The 20,581-nt window shown below is 71.3% G+C and carries 23 protein-coding genes; 12 read left to right on the top strand and 11 right to left on the bottom strand.

The window, feature by feature from the left end; translation table 11 throughout:
* Nucleotides 1–249: 249 nt before the first annotated feature.
* On the bottom strand, nt 250–1,902 hold the full coding sequence (locus DVH02_RS04570; RefSeq protein ID WP_114622372.1) for an HtaA domain-containing protein: 1,653 nt from the start codon (nt 1,900–1,902) through the stop codon (nt 250–252).
* Between the two features lie 223 nt (nt 1,903–2,125).
* Here DVH02_RS04570 and DVH02_RS04565 point away from each other — a divergent pair, with 223 nt between their 5' ends.
* From DVH02_RS04565 to DVH02_RS04535, 7 genes are all read left to right on the top strand, one after another.
* Nucleotides 2,126–3,196, top strand: a complete 1,071-nt coding sequence (locus DVH02_RS04565; RefSeq protein WP_114622371.1) for a heme/hemin ABC transporter substrate-binding protein — start codon at nt 2,126–2,128, stop codon at nt 3,194–3,196.
* A 280-nt stretch (nt 3,197–3,476) separates the two neighbouring features.
* Complete coding sequence (locus DVH02_RS04560; protein WP_233518036.1) at nt 3,477–4,490, top strand: FecCD family ABC transporter permease; 1,014 nt, start codon at nt 3,477–3,479, stop codon at nt 4,488–4,490.
* Nucleotides 4,491–4,540: 50 nt separating this feature from the next.
* Nucleotides 4,541–5,395, top strand: a complete 855-nt coding sequence (locus tag DVH02_RS04555; RefSeq protein WP_114622370.1) for a heme ABC transporter ATP-binding protein — start codon at nt 4,541–4,543, stop codon at nt 5,393–5,395.
* Nucleotides 5,396–5,603: 208 nt separating this feature from the next.
* Complete coding sequence (gene efeO, locus DVH02_RS04550) at nt 5,604–6,758, top strand: iron uptake system protein EfeO (protein WP_114622369.1); 1,155 nt, start codon at nt 5,604–5,606, stop codon at nt 6,756–6,758.
* A gap of 20 nt (nt 6,759–6,778) precedes the next feature.
* Nucleotides 6,779–8,155, top strand: coding sequence for a Dyp-type peroxidase (locus DVH02_RS04545; RefSeq protein ID WP_114622368.1), 1,377 nt, complete (start codon nt 6,779–6,781; stop codon nt 8,153–8,155).
* Between the two features lie 47 nt (nt 8,156–8,202).
* Nucleotides 8,203–9,183, top strand: coding sequence for an iron uptake transporter permease EfeU (gene efeU / locus DVH02_RS04540; RefSeq protein ID WP_114622367.1), 981 nt, complete (start codon nt 8,203–8,205; stop codon nt 9,181–9,183).
* The gene (locus DVH02_RS04535; protein ID WP_114622366.1) at nt 9,101–10,054 is read left to right on the top strand and encodes a hypothetical protein; all 954 of its coding nucleotides are present in this window, start codon (nt 9,101–9,103) and stop codon (nt 10,052–10,054) included. The genes efeU and DVH02_RS04535 overlap by 83 nt, the downstream gene beginning before the upstream one ends.
* A gap of 164 nt (nt 10,055–10,218) precedes the next feature.
* Here DVH02_RS04535 and DVH02_RS04530 read toward each other — a convergent pair whose 3' ends face one another.
* Complete coding sequence (locus DVH02_RS04530) at nt 10,219–10,974, bottom strand: bifunctional DNA primase/polymerase (RefSeq protein ID WP_114622365.1); 756 nt, start codon at nt 10,972–10,974, stop codon at nt 10,219–10,221.
* A gap of 314 nt (nt 10,975–11,288) precedes the next feature.
* A complete protein-coding gene (locus DVH02_RS04525) occupies nt 11,289–11,945 on the bottom strand; it encodes a TetR/AcrR family transcriptional regulator (RefSeq protein ID WP_114622364.1) in 657 nt (218 codons plus the stop codon).
* 148 nt (nt 11,946–12,093) lie between these two features.
* Between DVH02_RS04525 and DVH02_RS04520 the strand changes: the two genes are divergently transcribed.
* Nucleotides 12,094–12,627 carry a helix-turn-helix domain-containing protein gene (locus DVH02_RS04520; RefSeq protein ID WP_114622363.1) on the top strand — a complete coding sequence of 178 codons (534 nt, stop codon included), beginning with the start codon at nt 12,094–12,096 and terminating at the stop codon, nt 12,625–12,627.
* On the top strand, nt 12,620–12,991 hold the full coding sequence (locus DVH02_RS04515) for a DUF4180 domain-containing protein (protein WP_114622362.1): 372 nt from the start codon (nt 12,620–12,622) through the stop codon (nt 12,989–12,991). Before DVH02_RS04520 ends, DVH02_RS04515 begins: the two co-directional genes overlap by 8 nt.
* Nucleotides 12,992–13,012: 21 nt before the next feature.
* Here DVH02_RS04515 and DVH02_RS04510 read toward each other — a convergent pair whose 3' ends face one another.
* From DVH02_RS04510 to DVH02_RS04495, 4 genes are read right to left on the bottom strand one after another with little or no spacing between them, the layout of a single operon-like run.
* Complete coding sequence (locus tag DVH02_RS04510; RefSeq protein WP_233518035.1) at nt 13,013–13,273, bottom strand: hypothetical protein; 261 nt, start codon at nt 13,271–13,273, stop codon at nt 13,013–13,015.
* Nucleotides 13,270–13,458: a hypothetical protein gene (locus DVH02_RS04505; protein ID WP_114622360.1), complete on the bottom strand. Its 189-nt coding sequence runs from the start codon at nt 13,456–13,458 to the stop codon at nt 13,270–13,272. The genes DVH02_RS04510 and DVH02_RS04505 overlap by 4 nt, the downstream gene beginning before the upstream one ends.
* A complete protein-coding gene (locus DVH02_RS04500) occupies nt 13,455–13,676 on the bottom strand; it encodes a hypothetical protein (protein ID WP_114622359.1) in 222 nt (73 codons plus the stop codon). Before DVH02_RS04500 ends, DVH02_RS04505 begins: the two co-directional genes overlap by 4 nt.
* A gap of 1 nt (nt 13,677) precedes the next feature.
* Nucleotides 13,678–13,860: a hypothetical protein gene (locus DVH02_RS04495; RefSeq protein WP_114622358.1), complete on the bottom strand. Its 183-nt coding sequence runs from the start codon at nt 13,858–13,860 to the stop codon at nt 13,678–13,680.
* A 118-nt stretch (nt 13,861–13,978) separates the two neighbouring features.
* On the opposite strand from DVH02_RS04495, the gene DVH02_RS04490 reads away from it, so the two are divergent.
* Both DVH02_RS04490 and DVH02_RS04485 read left to right on the top strand, forming a co-directional pair.
* A complete protein-coding gene (locus DVH02_RS04490; protein WP_114622357.1) occupies nt 13,979–14,818 on the top strand; it encodes a helix-turn-helix domain-containing protein in 840 nt (279 codons plus the stop codon).
* A complete protein-coding gene (locus DVH02_RS04485; protein ID WP_114622356.1) occupies nt 14,815–15,018 on the top strand; it encodes a DUF397 domain-containing protein in 204 nt (67 codons plus the stop codon). The genes DVH02_RS04490 and DVH02_RS04485 overlap by 4 nt, the downstream gene beginning before the upstream one ends.
* Nucleotides 15,019–15,105: 87 nt before the next feature.
* Here DVH02_RS04485 and DVH02_RS04480 read toward each other — a convergent pair whose 3' ends face one another.
* From DVH02_RS04480 to DVH02_RS04470, 4 genes are all read right to left on the bottom strand, one after another.
* Nucleotides 15,106–16,221 (bottom strand): methyltransferase domain-containing protein, encoded by a 1,116-nt coding sequence (locus DVH02_RS04480; protein ID WP_114622355.1) that lies wholly within the window; start codon nt 16,219–16,221, stop codon nt 15,106–15,108.
* A 74-nt stretch (nt 16,222–16,295) separates the two neighbouring features.
* Nucleotides 16,296–16,448 carry a hypothetical protein gene (locus DVH02_RS35500; protein WP_199566167.1) on the bottom strand — a complete coding sequence of 51 codons (153 nt, stop codon included), beginning with the start codon at nt 16,446–16,448 and terminating at the stop codon, nt 16,296–16,298.
* A gap of 214 nt (nt 16,449–16,662) precedes the next feature.
* Nucleotides 16,663–17,796 (bottom strand): Fic family protein, encoded by a 1,134-nt coding sequence (locus DVH02_RS04475; protein WP_114622354.1) that lies wholly within the window; start codon nt 17,794–17,796, stop codon nt 16,663–16,665.
* A gap of 98 nt (nt 17,797–17,894) precedes the next feature.
* Nucleotides 17,895–18,902 (bottom strand): small ribosomal subunit Rsm22 family protein, encoded by a 1,008-nt coding sequence (locus DVH02_RS04470; RefSeq protein ID WP_114622376.1) that lies wholly within the window; start codon nt 18,900–18,902, stop codon nt 17,895–17,897.
* A 178-nt stretch (nt 18,903–19,080) separates the two neighbouring features.
* On the opposite strand from DVH02_RS04470, the gene DVH02_RS04465 reads away from it, so the two are divergent.
* Entirely contained in the window at nt 19,081–20,412 is a 1,332-nt protein-coding gene (locus DVH02_RS04465) for a hypothetical protein (RefSeq protein WP_199566166.1), read from the top strand.
* Nucleotides 20,413–20,581 lie beyond the last annotated feature (169 nt).

Genomic DNA, 20,581 nt, shown 5'->3' with positions numbered 1-20,581 from the left:
GCCCTTCCCGCGGGCGCGGCGGCACGGGGGGTGCCCGCCGCGAGCGCGGGAAGGGCGAACGCGGTCGCGCCGAGGGTGGCCGCCGTGGCGATGGCGGCGGCGAGAGTTATGGGGCGGCGAGTGGCTGCCATGGTGGGTGTTCTCCTCGTATGCGGATGTCGAGAGGGCTGGATGCACGTGTCGTGGGCCACGGATGGCCGGTGACGTGCGATGCGTGTGGGGGGAGGCTGAACGGAAGGGTCGTACGGTTCAGGTGGTGTCGGTCCCCGTGGCGCCAGGCCCCGCACCCGGTCCCGTGGCACCAGGCCCCGTGCCGCCCGGCCCTGTGGCGCCGCGCCGCCTGCGGATCAGGAAGAACGCGGCCCCGGCGGCTGCCAGCACGCCCGCGCCGATCGCGCCGTACGTGCCGGCGCCCACGGACGACGACGAGGCGGCGGCCTCGGTGGCAGGGGCGGCCGGTCCGGTCGCGGTGGCGGACGGGGCGGCGGAGGGCGACGCGGAGGCCGCAGCGGCCGTGTCGCTGCCGAGGTCCGGAAGGGCGGGCAGCTGGGCCTTCTCGGCGGTGGTGACGGCGAGTGAGACGGGGTCCATCTCCGTCCCGGCCGGGTAGAGCGAACCGAACGCCTTGGCACCCTGCGCGGTCAGCGTGGCCGGGGCCTCGGTGAGGGCTGCCAGCCCGTCCTTCGGCGTGAAGTCCTCGGCGGGGAAGGTGACCAGCGGTACGGCGGCCTCGCCGGAGGCGGTGGCCTTCGCGGCGCCGTCGGCCTTCGCGGAGTCGTCGGCCTTCCCCGCGCCGTCGGCCTTCGCGGCGCCGTCGGCCTTCGCGGAGTCGGTGGCCTTCCCCGCGCCGTCGGCCTTCCCCGCGCTGTCGGCCTTCCCCGCGCCGTCGGCCTTCGCGTCGGTCACCTTCGCGTACAGCGTGCCCTTGTCGTCCTTCACCTTGACGGCGACCTCGCTCAGCGTCAGGTCGAGCCCGGTGCCCGTGAAGCGGATCCGGCCCGCGAACGCGGCGTCGAGCGTGCCCTTCTTGGCGTCGTACGCGCCCTTGCCCTTCGGGAAGCGGAAGAGCGCGCCGCCGTCCTCGGCTCCGCCGGACAGCGTCCACTCCCCCTGCGCGATGGAGCCGGTGACGTACTCGCGGTAGGTACGGCGGACCCCCCAGTCGACGGCCGCGGCCTGGAAGGAGGCCGCCTTCTCCGTCGCCGAGACCGAGGGCGACGGCGCGGACGGCGCCGTGGCGGTGGCCTTCGGCTCGGCCGACCGCGGCGGTTGCTTCGCCGCCTCGACGTCCACGGAGAGACTCACCGGGTCCAGCTCCGTACCCGCCGTGTAGTACCCGGCGAAGGCGGCGGCGCCCTGCGAAGTGAGCGTAGCCGGTACGTTGTTGAGGGCGATGGGGCTGCCGCCGCCCCGCATGTCGATCCCGGACAGATTGAGCGAGGCGAACGCGACCTGGGTGGACGTGGTGACCTTGCCGGTCCCCCGCGCCTTGCTGACCATGTCCGCGTGGAGCGTGCCGCTGCCGCCGGAGATCCGCACGGTCGGGTTGGAGATGGTCAGGTCGAGTTCACTCGTACCGTCGGACTTCTTGTGGCCGGTGAAATGGACCCCGCCGGAGAAGCCGGAGCGGAACGCGCCGCTCGCCGGGTCGTAGGTCCCGCTCGCCGAGTGGAACCGGAATTGGCTGCCGCCGACCGTGGCGGCGCCGCCCGTGAGCGTCCAACTCCCTTGGGCGATAGGCCCGGTGATATAGCTCTGGAACGAGGATTTGATTCCCCAGTCCAGTCGGCCGCCCCGCACCGTACGGTCCGCCGCGTGCGCGCCCGTGGCGGGGAGCAGAGCCACCGGCAGCGCCAGCAGAAGCGCGACGACGAACGCGCGCACGGGTCTGAACGACAGCATGAAAGTCACTCCCACGGTGTGTACGTCTGAACGCGCCCGGCCGAAACGACGAAACGACGTATCGGCGAAACAGCGATGCGGCGATGCGGCGATGCGGCAAAACAGCGACGCAGGGAAAACGGGAATCCGAAAAGACCCCCCGGGCCTGGAAAGCGAGGTAAGGCTAACCTAAGCTACATCCGTCCCCTGCTGGAACCCCCTCCGGCACTGGAAACAGAACAGGATGGTGCGCTCCGTGCGCGGATCACGTCTGGCGGGTGCGCTCCTCTCCGTACTCGCCCTCACCCTGACCGCCTCCGGCTGCGGAGGCGGAGGCGGGGACGGGGGCGGGGGCAGCGGCGGAGGCGGCACGGACGCGGAACGGACGCATCAGGACAAGCGGGCCGGAGCCGCCAGCGGCGCGGGCGCCGACCGGGTGGAGCCGCTGGCGGCCGTCCCGAAGCCCGAGTTGCCGGCCACCGTCGCCTCGGCGGACGGCCGGAAGGTCACCGTCACCTCTGCCGACCGCGTCGTGCCGCTCACCGGATCGCTGAGCGAGATCGTCTTCACGCTCGGTCTCGGGAAGCAGGTGGTGGCGCGCGACATCACCGCCACGTTCGAGCAGGCCGAGAAGTTGCCGGTCATCACCCGCGCCCACGACGTCTCCGCCGAGGGCGTGCTCTCGCTCAGGCCGACGCTCGTCATCGCGGACACCACCACGGGACCGGCCGAGGCCATCGGCCAGATCCGTGACGCGGGCATCCCCCTCGTCGTGGTGGAACCGGCGAAGAGCCTCGCCGACGTCGGGAAGCGGATCGACACGGTCGCCGCCATGCTGGGCGTCAAGGCGGCGGGCGACGAGCTGCGGCGGCGTACGGAGGACCGGATCGCCGCCGTACAGAAGGACATTCCCGAGCCAGAGGCGGGCAAGAGGCCCCGGGTCGCCTTCCTCTACCTGCGCGGGTCGGCCGCCGTCTACCTGCTGGGCGGCGCCCGGTCCGGGGCGAGTTCGCTGCTGGAGGCGGCGGGCGCAGTCGACGCGGGGAAGGAGTCGGGGCTCTCCAAGGACTTCACCCCCATCACCAGCGAGGCCCTGGTCAAGGCGGCGCCCGACGCGATTCTGGTGATGACCAAGGGGCTGGAGTCGGTGGGCGGGATCGACGGCCTGGTGAAGATCCCCGGGGTCGCCGAGACACCGGCCGGAATGGACCGGAAGGTCGTCTCGTACGCGGACGGGGTGCTGCTGAACTACGGCCCGCGCACGGACGAGGTGCTCCGCTCGATCGTCGAGCAGCTGTACGGGAACGGGAAGTGACGTGACGACAACTCCCGTCCCGAAAACCGGGACAGGCAAAGCGGCAGGCACAGGCACAGGGGCAGGCACAGGGGCAGGGACAGACGACGCGGCAGGGGCTGACGCGACGGAGACGGCCGAGAACGCCGAGACGGCTGACGCGGCAAAGACGGCCGAGGCCGCCACAACAGCCGCAACAGCCACAACAGCCACAACAGCCACAACAGCCACAACGTCCGCAACAGCCACAGCGTCCGCGACAGCCGACAAGACCGCCCCCCGGCGCCTCCCCGGCCGGACCGTGCTGCTGACCGCCGGGCTGATCAGCGCGCTGGCCGTGCTCTGCCTGCTCTCCGCGGGCATCGGCGCCTACCACATCCCCCTCGGCGACGTGCTGTCCTCCGTCCAGCACCGCGCCGGTCTCGGCGGGGCGGCGCTGGACCGGGTCGGCGAGAGCGTGCTGTGGAACGTACGGCTGCCCCGCGTCGTCCTCGCCCTGCTCGTCGGCGCCTCGCTGGGCTGCGCGGGCGCGCTCATGCAGGGCGTGTTCGGCAATCCGCTCGCCGAGCCGGGCGTCATCGGGATCTCGGCGGGCGCGGCGGCCGGTGCCGTGGCCGCGATCGGGCTGGGGCTGACCCTGTTCGGCAACTGGACGGTGACGGTCTTCGCGTTCGTCGCCGGGCTGGGGACCGTCCTGCTGGTGTACGCGCTGTCCCGGTCGGGCGGGCGTACGGAAGTGGTGACGCTGATCCTGACCGGCATCGCGGTCAACGCGTTCGCGGGGGCCCTGATCGGCCTCTTCATCTTCTTCGCCGACAACGCGCAGATCACCCAGATCACCTTCTGGCAGCTCGGTTCACTCGCGCAGGCGACCTGGCCGAAGGTGCTCGCGGTGCTGCCGTGTGCGGTGGCGGGGCTGGTCGCCGCCCCCTTCTACGCCCGGAGACTGGACCTGCTGGCGCTCGGCGAACGGCCCGCCAGGCACCTGGGCGTGGACGTGGAGCGGCTGCGTATCGTCCTCGTCCTGGTGGTGGCGCTGCTCACGGCGGCGGCGGTCGCGGTGGCGGGGATCATCTCCTTCGTCGGGCTGCTGGTACCGCATCTGCTGCGGATGGCGAACGGCCCCGGCCACCGCTTCCTGGTGCCGGGCAGCGCGCTGGGCGGCGCGGTGGTGCTGCTCGCGGGCGATCTGGCGGCCCGCACGGTGGCGGCCCCCGCGGAGCTGCCGCTCGGGGTGCTGACGGCCCTGTTCGGGAGTCCGTTCTTCTTCTGGCTGCTGCGCAGGACGCGGCGTAGGCAGGGTGGTTGGGCATGAACCGGCGAGCAGGGTGGTTGGGCATGAACCCGCGACCAGGATGGATGGGCATGAGCCGTACCAGGGCCGCGAGCCTCAGAGGTCTGTTCGCCGCGCGCTCGCGCGCCCTCCCTCCTCCCGTCTCCCCCGGCTGCCCCGTCGCCGAGGCCCACGGCCTCGGTGTGCGGCTCGGCGGGCGCGAGGTGCTCGGCGGGATCGATCTGACCGCGCGCGCCGGTGAGGTGCTCGCGCTCGTCGGCCCGAACGGCGCCGGGAAGTCGACGCTGCTGGCCGCGCTCGCCGCCGATCTACGGCCCGACCAGGGCGAGGTACGGATCGGCGGGCGGCCCGTCGACGCGTGGTCGGCGCCCGAACTCGCCCTGCGCCGCTCCGTGCTGCCGCAGGCCGCGACGCTGTCCTTCCCGTTCCCGGTCGAGGACGTCGTACGGATGGGACGGGCGCCGTGGGCCGGGACGGCGCTGGAGGACGAGGACGGGGCGGCCGTCGCCGAGGCGATGGCGGCCACCGAGGTCACCGCGTTCGCGCCGCGCCCCTTCTCCGCGCTCTCCGGCGGCGAGCGCGCCCGGGTGGCGCTCGCCAGGGTGCTGGCGCAGCGCGCCCCGCTGCTGCTGCTCGACGAGCCGACCGCCGCGCTGGACCTGCGCCACCAGGAGTTGGTGCTGCGGATCTGCCGGGAGCGGGCGCGGGCGGGCGACGCGGTCGTGATCGTGCTGCACGATCTGGGGCTCGCGGCGGCCCACGCGGACCGTACGGCCGTACTGCACGACGGCCGGATCGCGGCCGAGGGGCCGCCCGCCGAAGTCTTCCGCGACGCGTTGCTGAGCCGGGTCTACCGGCAGCCCGTCGAGGTCTTCCCGCACCCCCGCACGGGTGTTCCGCTGGTGGTGCCGAAACGGCTCTCTTGACCTGCGCCTTACCTGGTCGTGGCCCGGTCCGGGAGGTGCTGTGACCGGCCCGTGTCCGGGCCGTGTCCTGAGGCGGCCCGGAGGGCGAATTGAGAGCTGAATCACTGGACGGACGGATATTACTGAGGTAAGCCTCAGTTAAGTTGGGCCGGTTCGCTTCCCCGCCATGTCCGTCTTCTCGCCGTTTCCTTCCATCGTGGAGTCCCGTATGCGACCCGTCCGTCCCGGACCCGCCCGTCTCTCCGTCGTCACCGCCGCCGTCACGGTGGCCGCGCTGACAGCCGTCACCGGCTGCACGGCGAAGAGCGACTCCAAGGCCGGCGGCAGCGCCGTCCAGGTGACGGCGGGGGACGACTCCTGCGAGGTGTCGAAGAACGCGTTCCCCGCGGGCCATGTGGAGCTGGCCATCGAGAACAAGGGCTCGAAGGTCACCGAGGTCTATCTCCTCTTCCCCGACGACCGGATCGTCACCGAGCGCGAGAACATCGGCCCGGGTACGAAGGCCAAGGTGACCGCCGAGGTCAAGGCGGGCAGCTACGAGATCGCCTGCAAGCCCGGCATGAAGGGCAGCGGCATCCGCCAGAAGGTCACCGTCACCGGCGGTACGGCGGCCAAGCGCAGCCCGGAGATGGACGCCGCCGTCGCCGCGTACCGCACCTACGTCCAGGAGCAGGCGGACGAGACGCTGCCGAAGGTGAAGGTCTTCACGGACGCCGTGCGCGCCGGTGATCTGGCGGCGGCCAAGAAGGCGTACGCGCCCTCGCGCATCGGCTGGGAGCGCACCGAGCCGGTCGCCGAGTCGTTCGGCGACATCGACCCGAAGGTCGACACCCGCGCGGACGGCCTGGAGGACGGCCAGAAGTGGACCGGCTGGCACCGGCTGGAGAAGGAGCTGTGGCAGGACGGCACGCTCGGCGCGGACGCCACGTCCCTCGCCGACGAGCTGGACAAGGATCTCCTCGACTGGCAGAAGCGGGTCGGCAAGGCGGAGATCACCCCGACCTCGATGGCCAACGGCGCCAAGGAGCTGCTCGACGAGGTCGCCTCGGGCAAGGTCACCGGCGAGGAGGAGCGCTACAGCCACACCGACCTGGTCGACTTCAAGGCCAACGTCGAGGGCGCGCAGAAGTCGTACGAGCTGCTCAAGCCGGTCGCGGAGAAGAACGACGCGGCGCTGGTGACCGAACTGGACAAGCAGTTCGCCACGTTGAACAAGCTGCTCGACAAGTACCGCGACGGCGCGGACTCCTACGAGTTCACCTCGTACGAGAAGGTCACCAAGGCGCAGCGCAAGGAGCTGTCGGACGGCGTCAACGCACTGGCCGAGCCGCTGTCCAAGCTCGCCGCCGCCGTGGTCAAGTAGGACGAGCGGGTCAGGCAGCGATGCGCGAAGACGAATCGACGGAACGGGGCGCGGCGGACGAGAACCCCGCGCCCTCCCGCCGCGCCCTGCTCGGCTGGGGCGGGGCGGGGCTCGCGCTCGGCGCTGCGGCGGCCGGCGGCGCGGCGGCGGCCCTGCGCGACGGGGACACCACGGCGCGGGCCTCGGACAGCGGCGCGGCGGTGGCCTTCCACGGCGCCCACCAGGCGGGGATCGCCACGCCCGTGCAGGACCGGCTGCACTTCGCCGCGTTCGACGTGACGACGGACGACCGTACGGAGTTGATCCAGCTCCTCAAGGACTGGACGCGGGCCGCCGAGCGGATGACGGCCGGGCACGCGGTCGGCGACGGCGCGTACGGCGGGCTGCCCGAGGCGCCGCCCGACGACACGGGCGAGGCGCTGGGCCTGCCGCCGTCCCGGCTGACGCTGACCGTCGGGTTCGGTCCCGGGCTGTTCACCCAGAACGGCGGTACGAACGGCGTCAAGAGCGGCGGTACGAACGGCGGTACGAACGGCGGCAGGAGTGACGGCAGGAGCGACGGTACGAGCGGCGGCAGGAGCGGCGGGGACCGGTTCGGGCTGGCGTCGCGTCGCCCGGCGGCCCTGGCCGACCTGCCGAAGTTCCCCGGCGACAGCCTCGATCCGGCCCGCGGCGGCGGCGATCTGTGCGTGCAGGCGTGCGCGGACGATCCACAGGTCGCCGTGCACGCGATCCGCAACCTCGCCAGGATCGGCTTCGGGAAGGTCGCGGTGCGCTGGTCGCAGCTCGGCTTCGGCAAGACGTCCTCGACCACCCCGGGCGCCCAGACCCCCCGTAACCTCTTCGGTTTCAAGGACGGCACCAGCAATATCGCCGGTACCGAGTCCGACGCGCTGGACCGGTACGTCTGGGCGGCGGCGAAGGACGGCGCGGAGTGGATGGCCGGTGGCTCGTACCTGGTCGCCCGCCGGATCTCCATGCGGATCGAGAGCTGGGACCGCACCTCGCTCCAGGAGCAGGAGGACGTCTTCGGCCGGGACAAGGGCGAGGGCGCGGCGGTCGGCAGGGCGCGCGAGCACGACAAGCCCAACCTCAAGGCGATGCTGCCGACTTCGCATGTGCGCCTGGCCCATCCCGATGCTCACCACGGGGTGCGGATGCTGCGCCGCGGCTACTCGTTCACCGACGGCACGGACGGTCTCGGCCGGCTCGACGCGGGGCTGTTCTTCCTGGCGTACCAGCGCGACATCCGGGACGCCTTCATCCCCGTACAGCGGTCCCTGGCGCGCTCGGACGCGCTGGGCGAATACATCCAGCACGTGGGTTCAGCGGTCTTCGCGATCCCGCCGGGCGTCCGGGACAAGGGCGACTGGTGGGGCCGGACGCTGCTCTCCTGACCCGCTTCACAGGCTTCACAAGCTACGTTTCGTAAGGAGTTCCGGACGTGTTCGGAAACTATCTGATCGGCCTGCGCGAGGGCCTTGAGGCCAGTCTCGTCGTCTGCATCCTGATCGCGTACCTGGTGAAGACGGAGCGGCGGGACGCGCTGCGCCCCATCTGGATCGGTATCGGGGTCGCGGTCGTGCTGGCGCTGGCGTTCGGCTTCGGGCTGGAGTACGGCTCGCAGGAGCTGACGTTCGAGGCGCAGGAGGCGCTCGGCGGGTCGCTGTCGATCATCGCGGTGGGCCTGGTCACCTGGATGGTCTTCTGGATGCGCCGTACCGCACGGCACTTGCGGGCGGCGCTGGGCGCCAAGCTCGACGCGGCGCTCCAGATGGGTACGGGGGCGCTGGTCGCGACGGCGTTCCTGGCGGTGGGCCGGGAGGGGCTGGAGACGGCGCTGTTCGTCTGGGCCTCGGTACGGGCGTCCTCGGACGGCACGCACGCGCCGCTGATCGGGGTGCTGCTGGGGCTGGCGAGCGCGGTGGTGCTGGGCTGGCTGTTCTACCGGGGCGCGCTGCGGATCAATCTGGCCAAGTTCTTCACCTGGACCGGCGGGATGCTGGTGGTCGTCGCGGCGGGCGTGCTCGCGTACGGCGTCCACGACCTCCAGGAGGCGGGCTTCGTGGGCGGGTTGTCGCACACGGCTTTCGACATCAGCTCGGCGATCCCGCCGGACAGCTGGTACGGCACGCTCCTCAAGGGCGTGTTCAACTTCCAGCCGGACCCGACGGTGGTTCAGGTCATCGTCTGGTTCCTGTATCTGGTCCCGGCGCTCGCGCTGTTCCTCGCCCCGGTAGGGTTCGGACGTCCAGCGGGGGTCCCCGTAGGGGTCAAGGAGCAGAAGGCGACCGATGAGCAGGCTGGGAAGTCCGATTCGGGCAGCGGCGGGGCTCGCGACGGTGACGGTGCTGTCGCTGACGGCGAGCGGATGCGTGACGGTGCACGGGGAGTTGGCGGTGCTTCCGGCGGTGGACCGGAGTGAGGCCGGACAGGCGCTGAAGGATTTCACCGACGCGTACAACGCGGCCGACAAGGCGTACGATCCGGCGCTCGACGCGGACCGGGTGACCGGTCCGCTGGGCGCGATCAACCAGGCGGGCCTGAAGTCCCGGTCGATCACGAGCCCGGGGGGCAATCCGGCGCACCAGGCGCTGGAGCTGTCCGACGCCAAGTTCACGATCCCCAAGAAGGCGGGCTGGCCGCGCTGGTTCGTCGCGGACACCGACAGCAACCGCGACAAGGACGACGGCGGGCCGAACGACACCCGCTGGGTGCTGGTCTTCGTACGGAGCGGGCCGGACGCCGAGTGGCAGGTGCCGTATCTGACCATCCTCCCGGAAAACGGCGTCCCGGCCTTCAAGAAGGACACGGACGGCTTCGCCGAGCCGGTGGAGCCGGACAGCGAGGCGCTGGCGGTGGCGCCCGGGAAGCTGAGCGCGGAGTACGCCTCGTACCTGGGCGACGGAAAGCCGGCGCACTTCGCCGACGGACCGCACACCAGCCAGTGGCGGGAGACGCGCAAGACGAAGGAGCGGCTGCCCGGGATAGCCACCCAGTACCTCGACCAGGCGGCCACGGACGGCGACTTCGCCCCGCTGGGGCTGCGGACGGCGGACGGGGGCGCGCTGGTCTTCTTCGCGACGCGCTACTTCGAGCGCCAGACCGGTGCGAAGGGGGTGCGTCCGAAGGTGAGCGAGGACGTCAGGGCGCTGATGACGGGCGAGGTGACCAACACCCTGACGAAGGAGTGGGTCTCCAGCCAGGTGGTGCTGGTGCCGCGCGCCGACGCGGACACCCCGACGGTGGAGGTCGCGGGGCGGCTCCAGGGCGTCACCGGGGCGAAGGGGTCGTAGGGGTCGTAGGGCGCACGGGACTTGTGGGGTGCGCGGGTTCTCCGGCACGGGCGGGATTTCCGGAGCGCGCGGGACTTGTGGGGCGCGCGGGATTTCCGGAGCGCGCGGGACTGATAGGGCGCGCGCGGGCCCGGAGGGTCCGTACCCCCGGGCCGGGCGTCGGATCAGCGGCCGAGCGGCCAGGCCACGGCGTGCGGATCCAGCTCGCCGTTCTCCCCCGCGTACCGGGCGCAGGCGTCGGTCAGGGTCTCCAGCAGCGTCAGCGGGTCGGGCAGCGGATGCTCGGGGCCGCGCAGCCACCGTACGGACAGCTCGCCGGGCAGCCGAGCAGGCGGTACGAGCACGTAGCTGCCCCGGCAGTGCCAGCGCAGGCCCGGGTGCTCGTCCATCGTCTCGGGGTGGCAGTCCAGCTCACACGGCCACCACTCGTCCTCGTCCTCCGGGGTGCCCCGGGTCGCGGTGAAGAAGAGCATCCGGTCGCCGCCGGAGTCGGCCACCGGGCCGACGTCGATGCCGCGCTCCAGCAGGCGTTCCAGTGCGCTGCCGCCCGCTTCGAGCGGGACGTCCAGGACGTCATGGACCATGCCGGTCGCGGTGATGAAGTTGGCCTCGGGCTGGTTGCGCGCCCAGCGCTCGATCTGCGGCCGGTCGGTGGTCGACTGGGTCTGCCACGCGAAGGAGAGGGGGTGCCTGGCCGGGGTGGGACAGCCGATCCGGTCGCAGGAACATCGGTAGCCGACCGGGTGGGCCGCGGGCGAGATGGGCATACCGGCGTCGGCGACAGCGAACAGCAGCGCCTCACGACCCGCCGCGTCTCCCTCGCCGAACGCGGAATCACCGGCGTTCTTCTTGGGGCGCCTGCGCAGCCACTGGGGAATCCTGCTCTCCGTGCCGCGGTAGCGGCCGAAATCGTCGCCCATCTATCCCCTCACATCTCCTGCCGGTGCCGCTGCCGCACTCTGCCATGGTCGCACCATCCTGCTCCTCGTGTGGCCGTGAGCCCCAACCGGGGTAGGAGGGCCCATCCCTCGCACCGGAATCTATTGCGGCTTATGAGGCGATATACGGCGCCGTTCGGGGGCGCTGGAGCCGGTGGCGTTCACCACACCCGCCCCATGTGCCTCCACGCGCCCCCGCGCGCCCCCCTCGGGGTTACGGCTGCGGGGCCCGCGCGAGGTTACGGCTGCGGGACCCGCTCAGGGCGGCGACGCGTCCCGCCCTGAGCCCGTCCCGGTCAGGGGCGCGGGGCCAGACCGTACAGGGCGTACTCCACGACGGCGTCGGTGTACTCGTGTGTCAGCGGCGCCGTCCGCAGCATCCAGCGGTGAGTCACGGGACCCACCAGCAGCTCCAAGGCGATCCGCGGATCAACGCCCCGCCGCACGCCCCCCGCCTCCGTTGCCTGGGCGGCGGTGAGGCGCCGTACGTACAGCTGGAGCTGCGGCTCCAACAACTTCCGGACGAACTCCGTCCCCAGCTCCAGGTTGACGATCCCCTCGGCGGCCAGCGCGCGGGACGGCACATCGAACCGTGGGTCGTTCATCTGGTCGACCGTGGCCCGCAGGACCAGTTTGAGGTCCGCCTCCAGATCGCCGGTGTCCGGGATCGCGTACGCCTCCGACTCCGACTCCCCTTCTCCTCCGACCTCTCCGGCCCCTGCGGCCTCTCCGGTGAGGTCGAGGAACGCCTCCAGCAGCACGGCCGCCTTGGAGGGCCACCAGCGGTAGATGGTCTGCTTGCCGACCCCGGCACGGGCCGCGATGCCCTCGATCGTCGTCTTCGCGTACCCCACCTCCCCGATCAGCGCGAGGGCCGCTTCGTGGATCGCGCGGCGCGAGCGCTCGCTGCGCCGGGAGGAGTCGGGGATCTTTCGCTGCGCACGTTCGGCCATGGCGCCCAATCTACCGACCGGACAGGACGGTACGTATCGTCTCGAACGGGACCGGACCACGGAACCCGACCCCCTACCACTCCGTATCACTCCTCATCACTCCCTATCTGCCCCCTGAAAGAAGTTCTTTAAGGTAATATTCAGCGTCATGGAGAGCCCTGAGCGTGATCTGTACTCGGTCGGCGAGGTGGCCGAGCTGCTCGGGCTGCACGTACGGACCGTCCGCAACTACGTCCGCGACGGTCGGCTCAAGGCCGTCAGGATCGGCAAGCAGTACCGCGTCAGCCGGGCCGATTTCGAGGCGCTGACCAGCCTCCCGGACCCGGACGCGGCGCCGGGGACCCCGGCGGCCACCACCCCGCGCGGGCACGTCGAGGTGTCGAGCATCGTGCAGATCGACGCGATCGGCCCGGACGCGGCGAGCCGGTTGAGCACCCTCGTCACGGCCGCCGCGCAGGCCGAGCGGGATGCGCCGGATCCACTCCGTATCCAGACCGTCTACGACAAGGAGCGAGCCCGCATGAAGATCGTGATCCTCGGCGACCCCGCCACCACCGCCGCCCTGCTGAACCTGGTCGACGGTGTGCTGGCACCGGGCAACGGCATGCTCACGACCGAAACCCGGACCGGTGCCGGTGCCGGGGCTGGTGCTGGTGCCGGGGAGGCGTCGGACCATGCCTGACCTCCTGGTGGAGCACCACGGCGTCCCCGTACTCGTCTGCGCCGCCGACGGCCCGCCGATCGCCTCCGCGCAGGACGCGCTCGACCATCTGGTCGGCGCGGCCTTCGACCAGGCGGAGGTGGTCGCGGTCCCGGCGGAACGGCTCGACGACACCTTCTTCGACCTCAGCACCGGCGTCGCGGGCGAGATACTCCAGAAGCTGGTGAACTACCGGCTCCGCCTGGTGGTCGTCGGCGACATCTCCCGCCATCTGGCGGCCAGTTCCTCCCTCCCCGGCCTCGTCCGCGAATCGAACCGGGGACGGCAGGTCTGGTTCGTACCCGATCTGGCCGCCCTCGCGGACCGCTTCAAGCGGCCGGAGTAGCGACCAACAGGGCGGGGTCGATCAGCGGCCTTTCAGACGGGTGCGGTGGAGAGCCGCGAGTGCGGCGAGTTGACGCTCCTCGTACGGAGTCGCCGGGCGGAGCGAGACCCGGTGCGTCTGCCAGTGGAGCCCCGTCGGGCGTACGACGCGGACCATCGGGCCGGCGAAGCCGACGATCTCGGCGGCCAGGTCGCACTGCCGGTCGAACACGACCATCCCGAGGCGGAGTTCACCCGGAGCCGGGCGGGACGCCCGGAGCGGCGCACGGGGGCTGGTACTCACGCCGGTCCCGCCGCCTTCCAGTCGCCCGAGCGTCGGTGCGGGTGGTTACGGAGTTCGTCGTTCCAGTCCCGTACCACCCGTACGTTCCCGGCCGCCCGCGCTTCCTCGCGCTGGCGGCAGAGCGCGGCGCAGACGCCGCAGTCCACCGCCGGTACGGCGTCCGGGTCCGCTGACCGGCCAGTCACGTGGCGCCCCCACTGCCGCCGCCCCCGGGCCCGGGTTCCGTGGCCACGTCGGCGGGTTCGAAGTCCGGGCAGATCCTGCTGCCACAGCGGCACGGCGGCCACTTCAGCGCGTCCCCGGGCGGGGGCTCGCCGCCCTCGGGCCACGGCCCGTACTTCGGCACGACGAGCGTCCCGTCCACCCCGAACGCCTCGATCACCATCGAGAGCCGCCTCCGCATCTCACTGCCCTCCATCGACCAGCCCCCGCAATCCACGCGCGACGCGCGCCGTCAGCTCGGGCGTCGGCTCCGCGAAGTGCCGGGGCACGCTCTCGGGAACCAGCCGGTGGTACAGGTCGGAGGCCGAAGGATCGGCCAACTCGCTCTCGTCGGCGGCGATGACCGCCGCTTCCCCGGTCGTCACAGATGCGCCCCTCCGTCGTTGAGTCATTACGGTCTGTGTTCAAGGATCGGCATGTGCGCCTAGGCTGAAAAGGGCTGCACACACGTCAACGGGCTCGGGGTGAAGGAGAGGTACACGCATGACGCACGACCAGAACAGGCCGGTGGGACCGGTCAGCGGAGCCGCCTACTTCGGTAATGAGGTACGGGAGTGGCGAGTTGAGCGGGGTCTGAGCCAACGAGAGGTGGGGGCGCCCGCGCGGTACGGGCAGCAGTACGTGGCGAAGGTCGAGGCCGGGGAGCGGATGGCGAGCCCGGAGTTCGCGGCGGGCTGCGACCAAGTCTTCGGTACGCCGGAGATGTTCGCGCGGCTACGGGACCGGTGCGCGCAGAAGGGTGGGTATCCGGACTGGTTCGAGCCGTACCGGATGCTGGAGGAGAAGGCTTCGGCGGTCCTGGATTACAGCTCGGGTTTGATCATGGGCCTGCTACAGACGGAGGCGTACGCCGAAGCGATCTTCAGGAAGGTATGCCCGAGCGACACCGTGGAACAGACCGCCGCGAAGGTCGGGAGGCGATTGAAGCGCCGCCAGATCCTCAAGAGCGCGCAGCCGCCGCTTGTTTGGGTCGTCGTGGACGAGTCATGTCTACGCCGCCGGATCGGCACGCCGGCAGTCATGGCCGCACAGTTGGCGTATCTGATCAGGGAGGCACAGTCCCCCAGCTTCACCATCCAGGTGCTCCCGTTCGATTCCGGGGCCCCCGCCTGGCCGTTGTCCTTCACACTGCTGAGGTTCGATGACAACGACGATGAGCCGGACATCCTCTACCAGGAGACCCCGAACTCAGGTCATGTGAACGACTCCCGGACTGTCGTGGCGGATGCGACCGTGCTTTACGATCGGCTACGTGCCGACGCGCTTTCCCCGGAAGCGTCGCTCGACTTTATGCACAAGGCGATGGAGGAATGGACCCAATGAACACACCCGATCTCTCCGCCGCGCACTGGGAGAAGTCCAGCTACAGCAACGGCCAGGAAGGCCAGTGCGTCGAGTTCGCCCGTAACCTCGCCGCCACCTCCGGCATCGTCCCCGTCCGCGACAGCAAAACCCCCACCGGCCCGGTCCTCACCCCCACCCCCGCCGCCTGGACCGACTTCGTCGCCTTCGCCGCCCGGTAACAGCACGGACAACGGCACGGATGGCCCCGCCCACGCGTCCACGCACGCACGGGCGGGGCCACGAGTACGGCTACGCGGCCTGTCCGCTCACCACGCCGCCACGGGGTTGTCCGGCGAGTCCAGCCACGCCCGTTCGCCGTCCGCGTCCACGGTCAGGCCGAAGCGGGGGAAGTCTGGGCTCCCCTGCTCCACCCACCACTTGTGCGCGGCTTCCACTTCGTCCCAGAGACGTCGGGGGCCCGACTGGTACACCTTGGATTCCGCGCGGTCGTCACGGAAGACCACCACCGCCCACGACCTGTCCGACAGTCCGTAGAACCACACGGCACGCTTTCCGTCGCGCTTGCGGTCGGCGATGTGGGTGACGGCGGGCACGCGCAGGCCCAGCGCGAATCCGATCACGTCGAAATTACCCGTGCCGCGCAGTTCCGCCTCGGTGACCGACGTGAACGACGTGGCGGCGGCGTCCATCGCGCCCTCCGGTACGTACGCGTCATGCCGGGGCCACGCGAACCGCTGGGAGCGCATGCGCATAAACGCCACGGGACGCGAGAACGGCCCTGACGCACTCCGGCAGTCGTCGGCGACCACCAACCGGCTTGTGGCCTCGCCTGGTCCGTAATAGGTCCCCCAGGGAACGAGGATCACGCCTCCGGGGCTGGACTGCTCCACCCATGCGAAAGGGACCTTTCGCAGACCGCACGTGGCGATGATCCGGTCGTACGGGGCCCGTTTCGCGTACCCGAGGAAGCCGTCTCCGTGCACCACCTCCACCGGCAGCCCGCAACGGTCCAACGCCTCCTGTGCCGCTGACGCGACGGCGCCGTCCACTTCTGTGGTGACGACGTTCGCGGCGCCGAGACGGTGGGCCAGAAGACCGGCGTTCCATCCCGTGCCGGCGCCGATCTCCAACACACGCTGCCCCGGCCGCACCGCGAGGTCGGCCAGCATCGAGAAGACCAGGCTCGGCATGGACGACGACGAACTGAACGACGTGCCCGGCTCCTGGCCGTCGTGAGCGCCGTCGTCCCACTGGGTGACGATGGGGTCGTCCGAGTCGGCGTACCTCTGCCACGCCTGCGGGTCCCGCCTCTTGTCGACCGCGACATTTCGGCCGGTGGCCATGGAATGCGGCCACATCAGATCCGGCAGGAAGCGGGAGCGGGGCACGGCCTCATAGGCTTCGGCCCAGTCGGGCGCCATGGAACCCGAGTCCAGGAGGCGGCGGCCCAACTCCTCATGAGTGGGCCGCCCCGCGTGCTCGGTGGAACTCGACACTATTTGTGCGTCCCCTCGCCGGGCGGCGTCGAACCGTCGGGGGTGGGCTCGTCGGTCGGCGACCACGGCTGACCGGGGTGCCCGTCTCCTTCGCCCTCGTCCTTGCCGTGCCCGCCACCTTGTGCGGTGTGGGCGATCAATCGAACGCTCATCGATTCACCTCATCCATCCAGCCCGCTACCTTATGTCACCGCATCATCACTCCCCGAGGTCGACAGCGTCAAGAGGGCCGAAAAGTCACGCCCGCGACAGCACAGCCCCCGCCGGCCCGCCGACTCCCGGCGCGCCCGGGTGAGCGCCTCCCGCACCTCCCGTGGAATCCCGCGCCTCCCGCACCTCCCACACCTCCCACACCTCCCGCGCCGGTCAGGCGTCGTACGGGTCCCGCAACGGCTGGGGTGACCGCGTCAGCCGGACGGACTCGGGAAGGCCCTTGCCCGCCGTGTAGTAACGGCCCTGGGCCTGCCCACGGGCTGTCAGCCACTCGGCGTTGACCAGTTCCCGCAGGTCGCGTTGGGCCTGCTGTTCGCTCAGCTCGGCGTCGACCTCATAGGTGGCGCGGCGTACGCGGCCGGCCATGACGGCCGGATAGAGGGCGTGCAGCATGCGATCGGGCCAGCCCCGACCGGCGACGGCCTCGTCCAGCGCGGTCCAGACGGCCGCGGTGGTCTCGACCTGACGCCGTACGGTCTGCGCCTGTTGGTGATGGGCGCGCAGGCAGAACCGCACCCAGGCGTGGGTGTCACGGTCGGGAGTCCAGACGGGACCGCCGACGTCAGCGAGGACGTCGTAGTAGCGGTAGGTGTTACGCGCGCGGCCGAGCCATTCCTCGATGCTGGAGAACTCCGGCGCCAGGATGCCCTCCCGCGCCAGCATCAAGGTCTGAAGGGCGCGGGACATACGTCCGTTGCCATCGGACCAGGGGTGGATGGCGACAAGGTTCAGATGCGCCATCGCGGCCCGCACCAGCGCGGGGGCCTGCGGATCACCGTCGTTCAGCCACGCGACCAGCTCCGCCGTCAGAGACGGCACGTCAGTAGCGGCCGGTGCGGTATAGGCCGCGGTGGCGGGATCCTCGGGCGACGTCACGTACACCGCGCCGGTACGCCACCAGCCAGGTCTCTTGAGGAGGTGGTGCCCCTGCATCATGAAATGCAGGGCGTTGAGCAGCTCCTTGCTGTAGCGGAAGTCCTCCCCGGCGTCAGCCAGACGCTGGATGTAGGTCATGGCCTGCCGGTAGCCCTCGATCTCTGCGGATACCGCGCGCCCAGCGTCAACCGGAGCCTCGCCGAGCATGATGTCCTCGACATCGGCGACGCTGGCCGCGTATCCCTCGATCGTGTTCGAGCCCGCGATCGCTCGCGCGGTCAGGTTCCGGCGCAGTTGCCCCTCCCACTGGCGCGGGGCACGCAGGTGAATCCGCAGGGCCTCCCGTATCACTTCGATCTCGTCGAGGACGCGGTGATCGTGGCGATCCAGAGAAGGCAGCGCATACAACATGAAGCAATGACACCATCATCCCATCAAGGCGTCAAACTGGAGCCCGCCGGGCGGCTTCCGCCGGAGCGGCCCGGCTCCGCCGGAGCGGTTCGCCCCCGTCAGGTCGCCCGGCCCTCACCCCACGCCTCGCCCCACGCCACGTCCCTGGCCTCCCGGTACAGCGCGCCTTGCCGCTTGGTGACCGTCTCGCGGCGCAGCCCGTCGTCCACCGTGCACAGCTCCAGCAGCACCTGGCCCTTGCGGATCTGCGGCTTGCGGGTCACCCGCGCGGGCACCGGTCGCGCGTCGAACCGTACCGCCGCGACGTAGCTGAACTTCTCGTCCTCGTACGGCAGTGAGCCGCCCTTGACCTGCCGGTGGAGGGAGGAGCGGCTGACCCGGGCCGCGAAGTGGCACCAGTCCGTGCCGGGCTCGATCGGGCAGGCGCCGTCGTGCGGGCAGGGGGCGGCGACGCGCAGGCCCGCCGCGATCAGGCGGTCCCTGGCCTCGATGATCCGCAGATAGCCGTCCGGGGTGCCCGGCTCCACGATCACCACGGCCCGCGCCGCCCGCGCGGCCTCGGTGACGAGCGCGGCGCGGTCGGGGGCGGTGAGTTCCTTCAGTACGTACGAGACGGTGACGAGGTCACTCTCCGGCAGCTTCAGCTGCGCGCCGATCCTGGCCCGCTGCCAGTCGGCGGCCCGCAGCGCGGGCACCCCGGAGGCGGCGGCCAGTTCGCGGCCGAGGGCGAGCGCGGGTTCGGCCCAGTCCAGCACGGTGGTGGTACGGGGGGCGGCGGGCCGGTCCCAGACCGCGTCCGCCGCCCATACCGCCGCCCCGGTGCCGCCGCCCACGTCGAGATGGCTTCCGGGCTCCCAGTCGGGGGCGGCGCCCGCGAGGGCGGCCAGGGCGGCCCGTACGGCCTCGTAGGTGGCCGGCATCCGGTAGGCGGCGTAGGCGGCCACGTCGGACCTGTCCCGCAGGACGGGCGCGTCGGTGGGGGTGGTGCCCCGGTAGTTGGCGATCAGCCGCTCGACGGCCTGGGCGGCCTGCTTGGGCGGCAGCCCGTCGAGCAGGCCCGCGAGCGCGGACCGCAGGGCTTCCGAGGTGGGGAGGGTGGCGTTCACCGACAAATCGTAGACGCGGATTCCGTGGCTCCGAACCGGTACGTGGGCGGGAAACGGCCGCGGGCGAAGACAAACGGACAGGGCCGTTCCGCGGGGGCGGACGGAACCGCGGAGGCCCTGAAAGCAGTTGCTACGCTACGGCTCTCGGCTGTCCAGCCGCCGCTCTCCCGGGGGGACCATGAGACAGAGGGTCGTACGGATCACCCTGGTGGTCGGGGTGATCGTGCTGGCGCTGCTCCTCCTGCTCGCCACCTGTGGCGGCAAGCAAACCACCAAGTCCAAAGCCAAGGGCACGGACGTGCCCAGGACGACGATGTCGAACGATGTCGCCGCCCGCGCGCCCCGGCTCACCGTTCCCGCCGCGTTCGACACGAAGCACGGCTGGGACATCCCGGACGGCTCCACCGAGTACGCGATCGCCGAGGCCACCAACCGCATCGCGTATCTGGAGCGGGTCGGCAACGAACTGTTCCGGCTGCGGACGCTGAACCCGGCGACCGGGAAGTACGGCTGGGAGGGCGAGGCGTGGCGGCCGTTGTTCACCGGCGACCGCTTCCCCCGGCTGCTCTCCGTCTCCAAGGACGGCCAGGACTACTTCGTCACGTGGTCGTACGGGAAGCTCAGCCCGCAGGCGCTGAAGGCCGCCGAGTCGATCGTCTCCCTCGACGTGTACGACGCGGCCTCCGGCCAGGTCTCCCGGGTCGAGGTCCCCTGGACGGACGCGCCGGTCGTGACGGCGGACGGCCCCGGGATCGTGATCAGCGACGGCAAGGCGACCAGCGCGGTCGTCGACCCGGCGACCGCCGAGGTGGTCAAGGTCCCGCCCGGCTCGCTCGGCTATCCCAAGGGGTGCGGGGACTGCCGCAAGCTGACCCAGGTGCGGGCCATGACCGACAAGGGGTTGCTGATCAGCGGCGCCCGGGAGTTCTGGGTGCGCGGCGGCTGGTACAGCAGGAAGGTCGCGCCGAAGGAGGCCGACCCGGCGTCCGGGATCCCGGCCTCGATGGCGGGCGGCTACCTCCTGGCCAAGTGGCAGCCGAAGAAGGGCTCCAAGGAGGCCGGGACCCATGATCTGTGGGTGCTGCACGATGTGGCGAAGGGCAAGGCCGTCATCCAGGTGCGCTGCCGCAAACCGGCGATCAAGCCGGTCGACGACCCGCGTCTGGTCACCTCCCCCGGCGGCCAGTTCCTGATCGCCGGGCGGCTCGCCTTCGACCTGGACGAGAAGCTGGGGTACTGCTTCGAGGAGTCGGACGGCACCGAGCCGCTGACCCTGACGACCGTGTCGGACGACGGTACGGCGTACGGCGCGATCAGCGCCCGCAGTACGGCGGACGCGATGGCGGGCGGCGGCAGGCCGGTCCGGGTGGATCTGAAGAACGCGGCGCCCGCGCCGCTGGCGGCCAACGTCCGGCTGCCCAGCTCCGAGACCATGGGGGTCGGCGTCTTCCGCTGGACGGACGGCACGTTCAGGACACACCTGATCGGATACCCGCGTCTCGAAGACTGAGCGCGTCGGACAGACCGGGACTGAGCGCGTCGGACGGACCGAGCGCACGGGGGCGCGTCGGACGGACCGCCGCACGAGGGCGCATCGGACGGACCGAGCGCGCGGGGCGGGCCCGGCCGCATCGGGAACGCGAGACGGTCCGCCGTCTCCGTCGGCGGACCGTCGGGAG

The organism is Streptomyces corynorhini (assembly GCF_003346515.1).
Classification (GTDB): Bacteria; Actinomycetota; Actinomycetes; order Streptomycetales; family Streptomycetaceae; genus Streptomyces; species Streptomyces corynorhini.
This window is presented reverse-complemented; position numbering and strand designations above follow the sequence as displayed.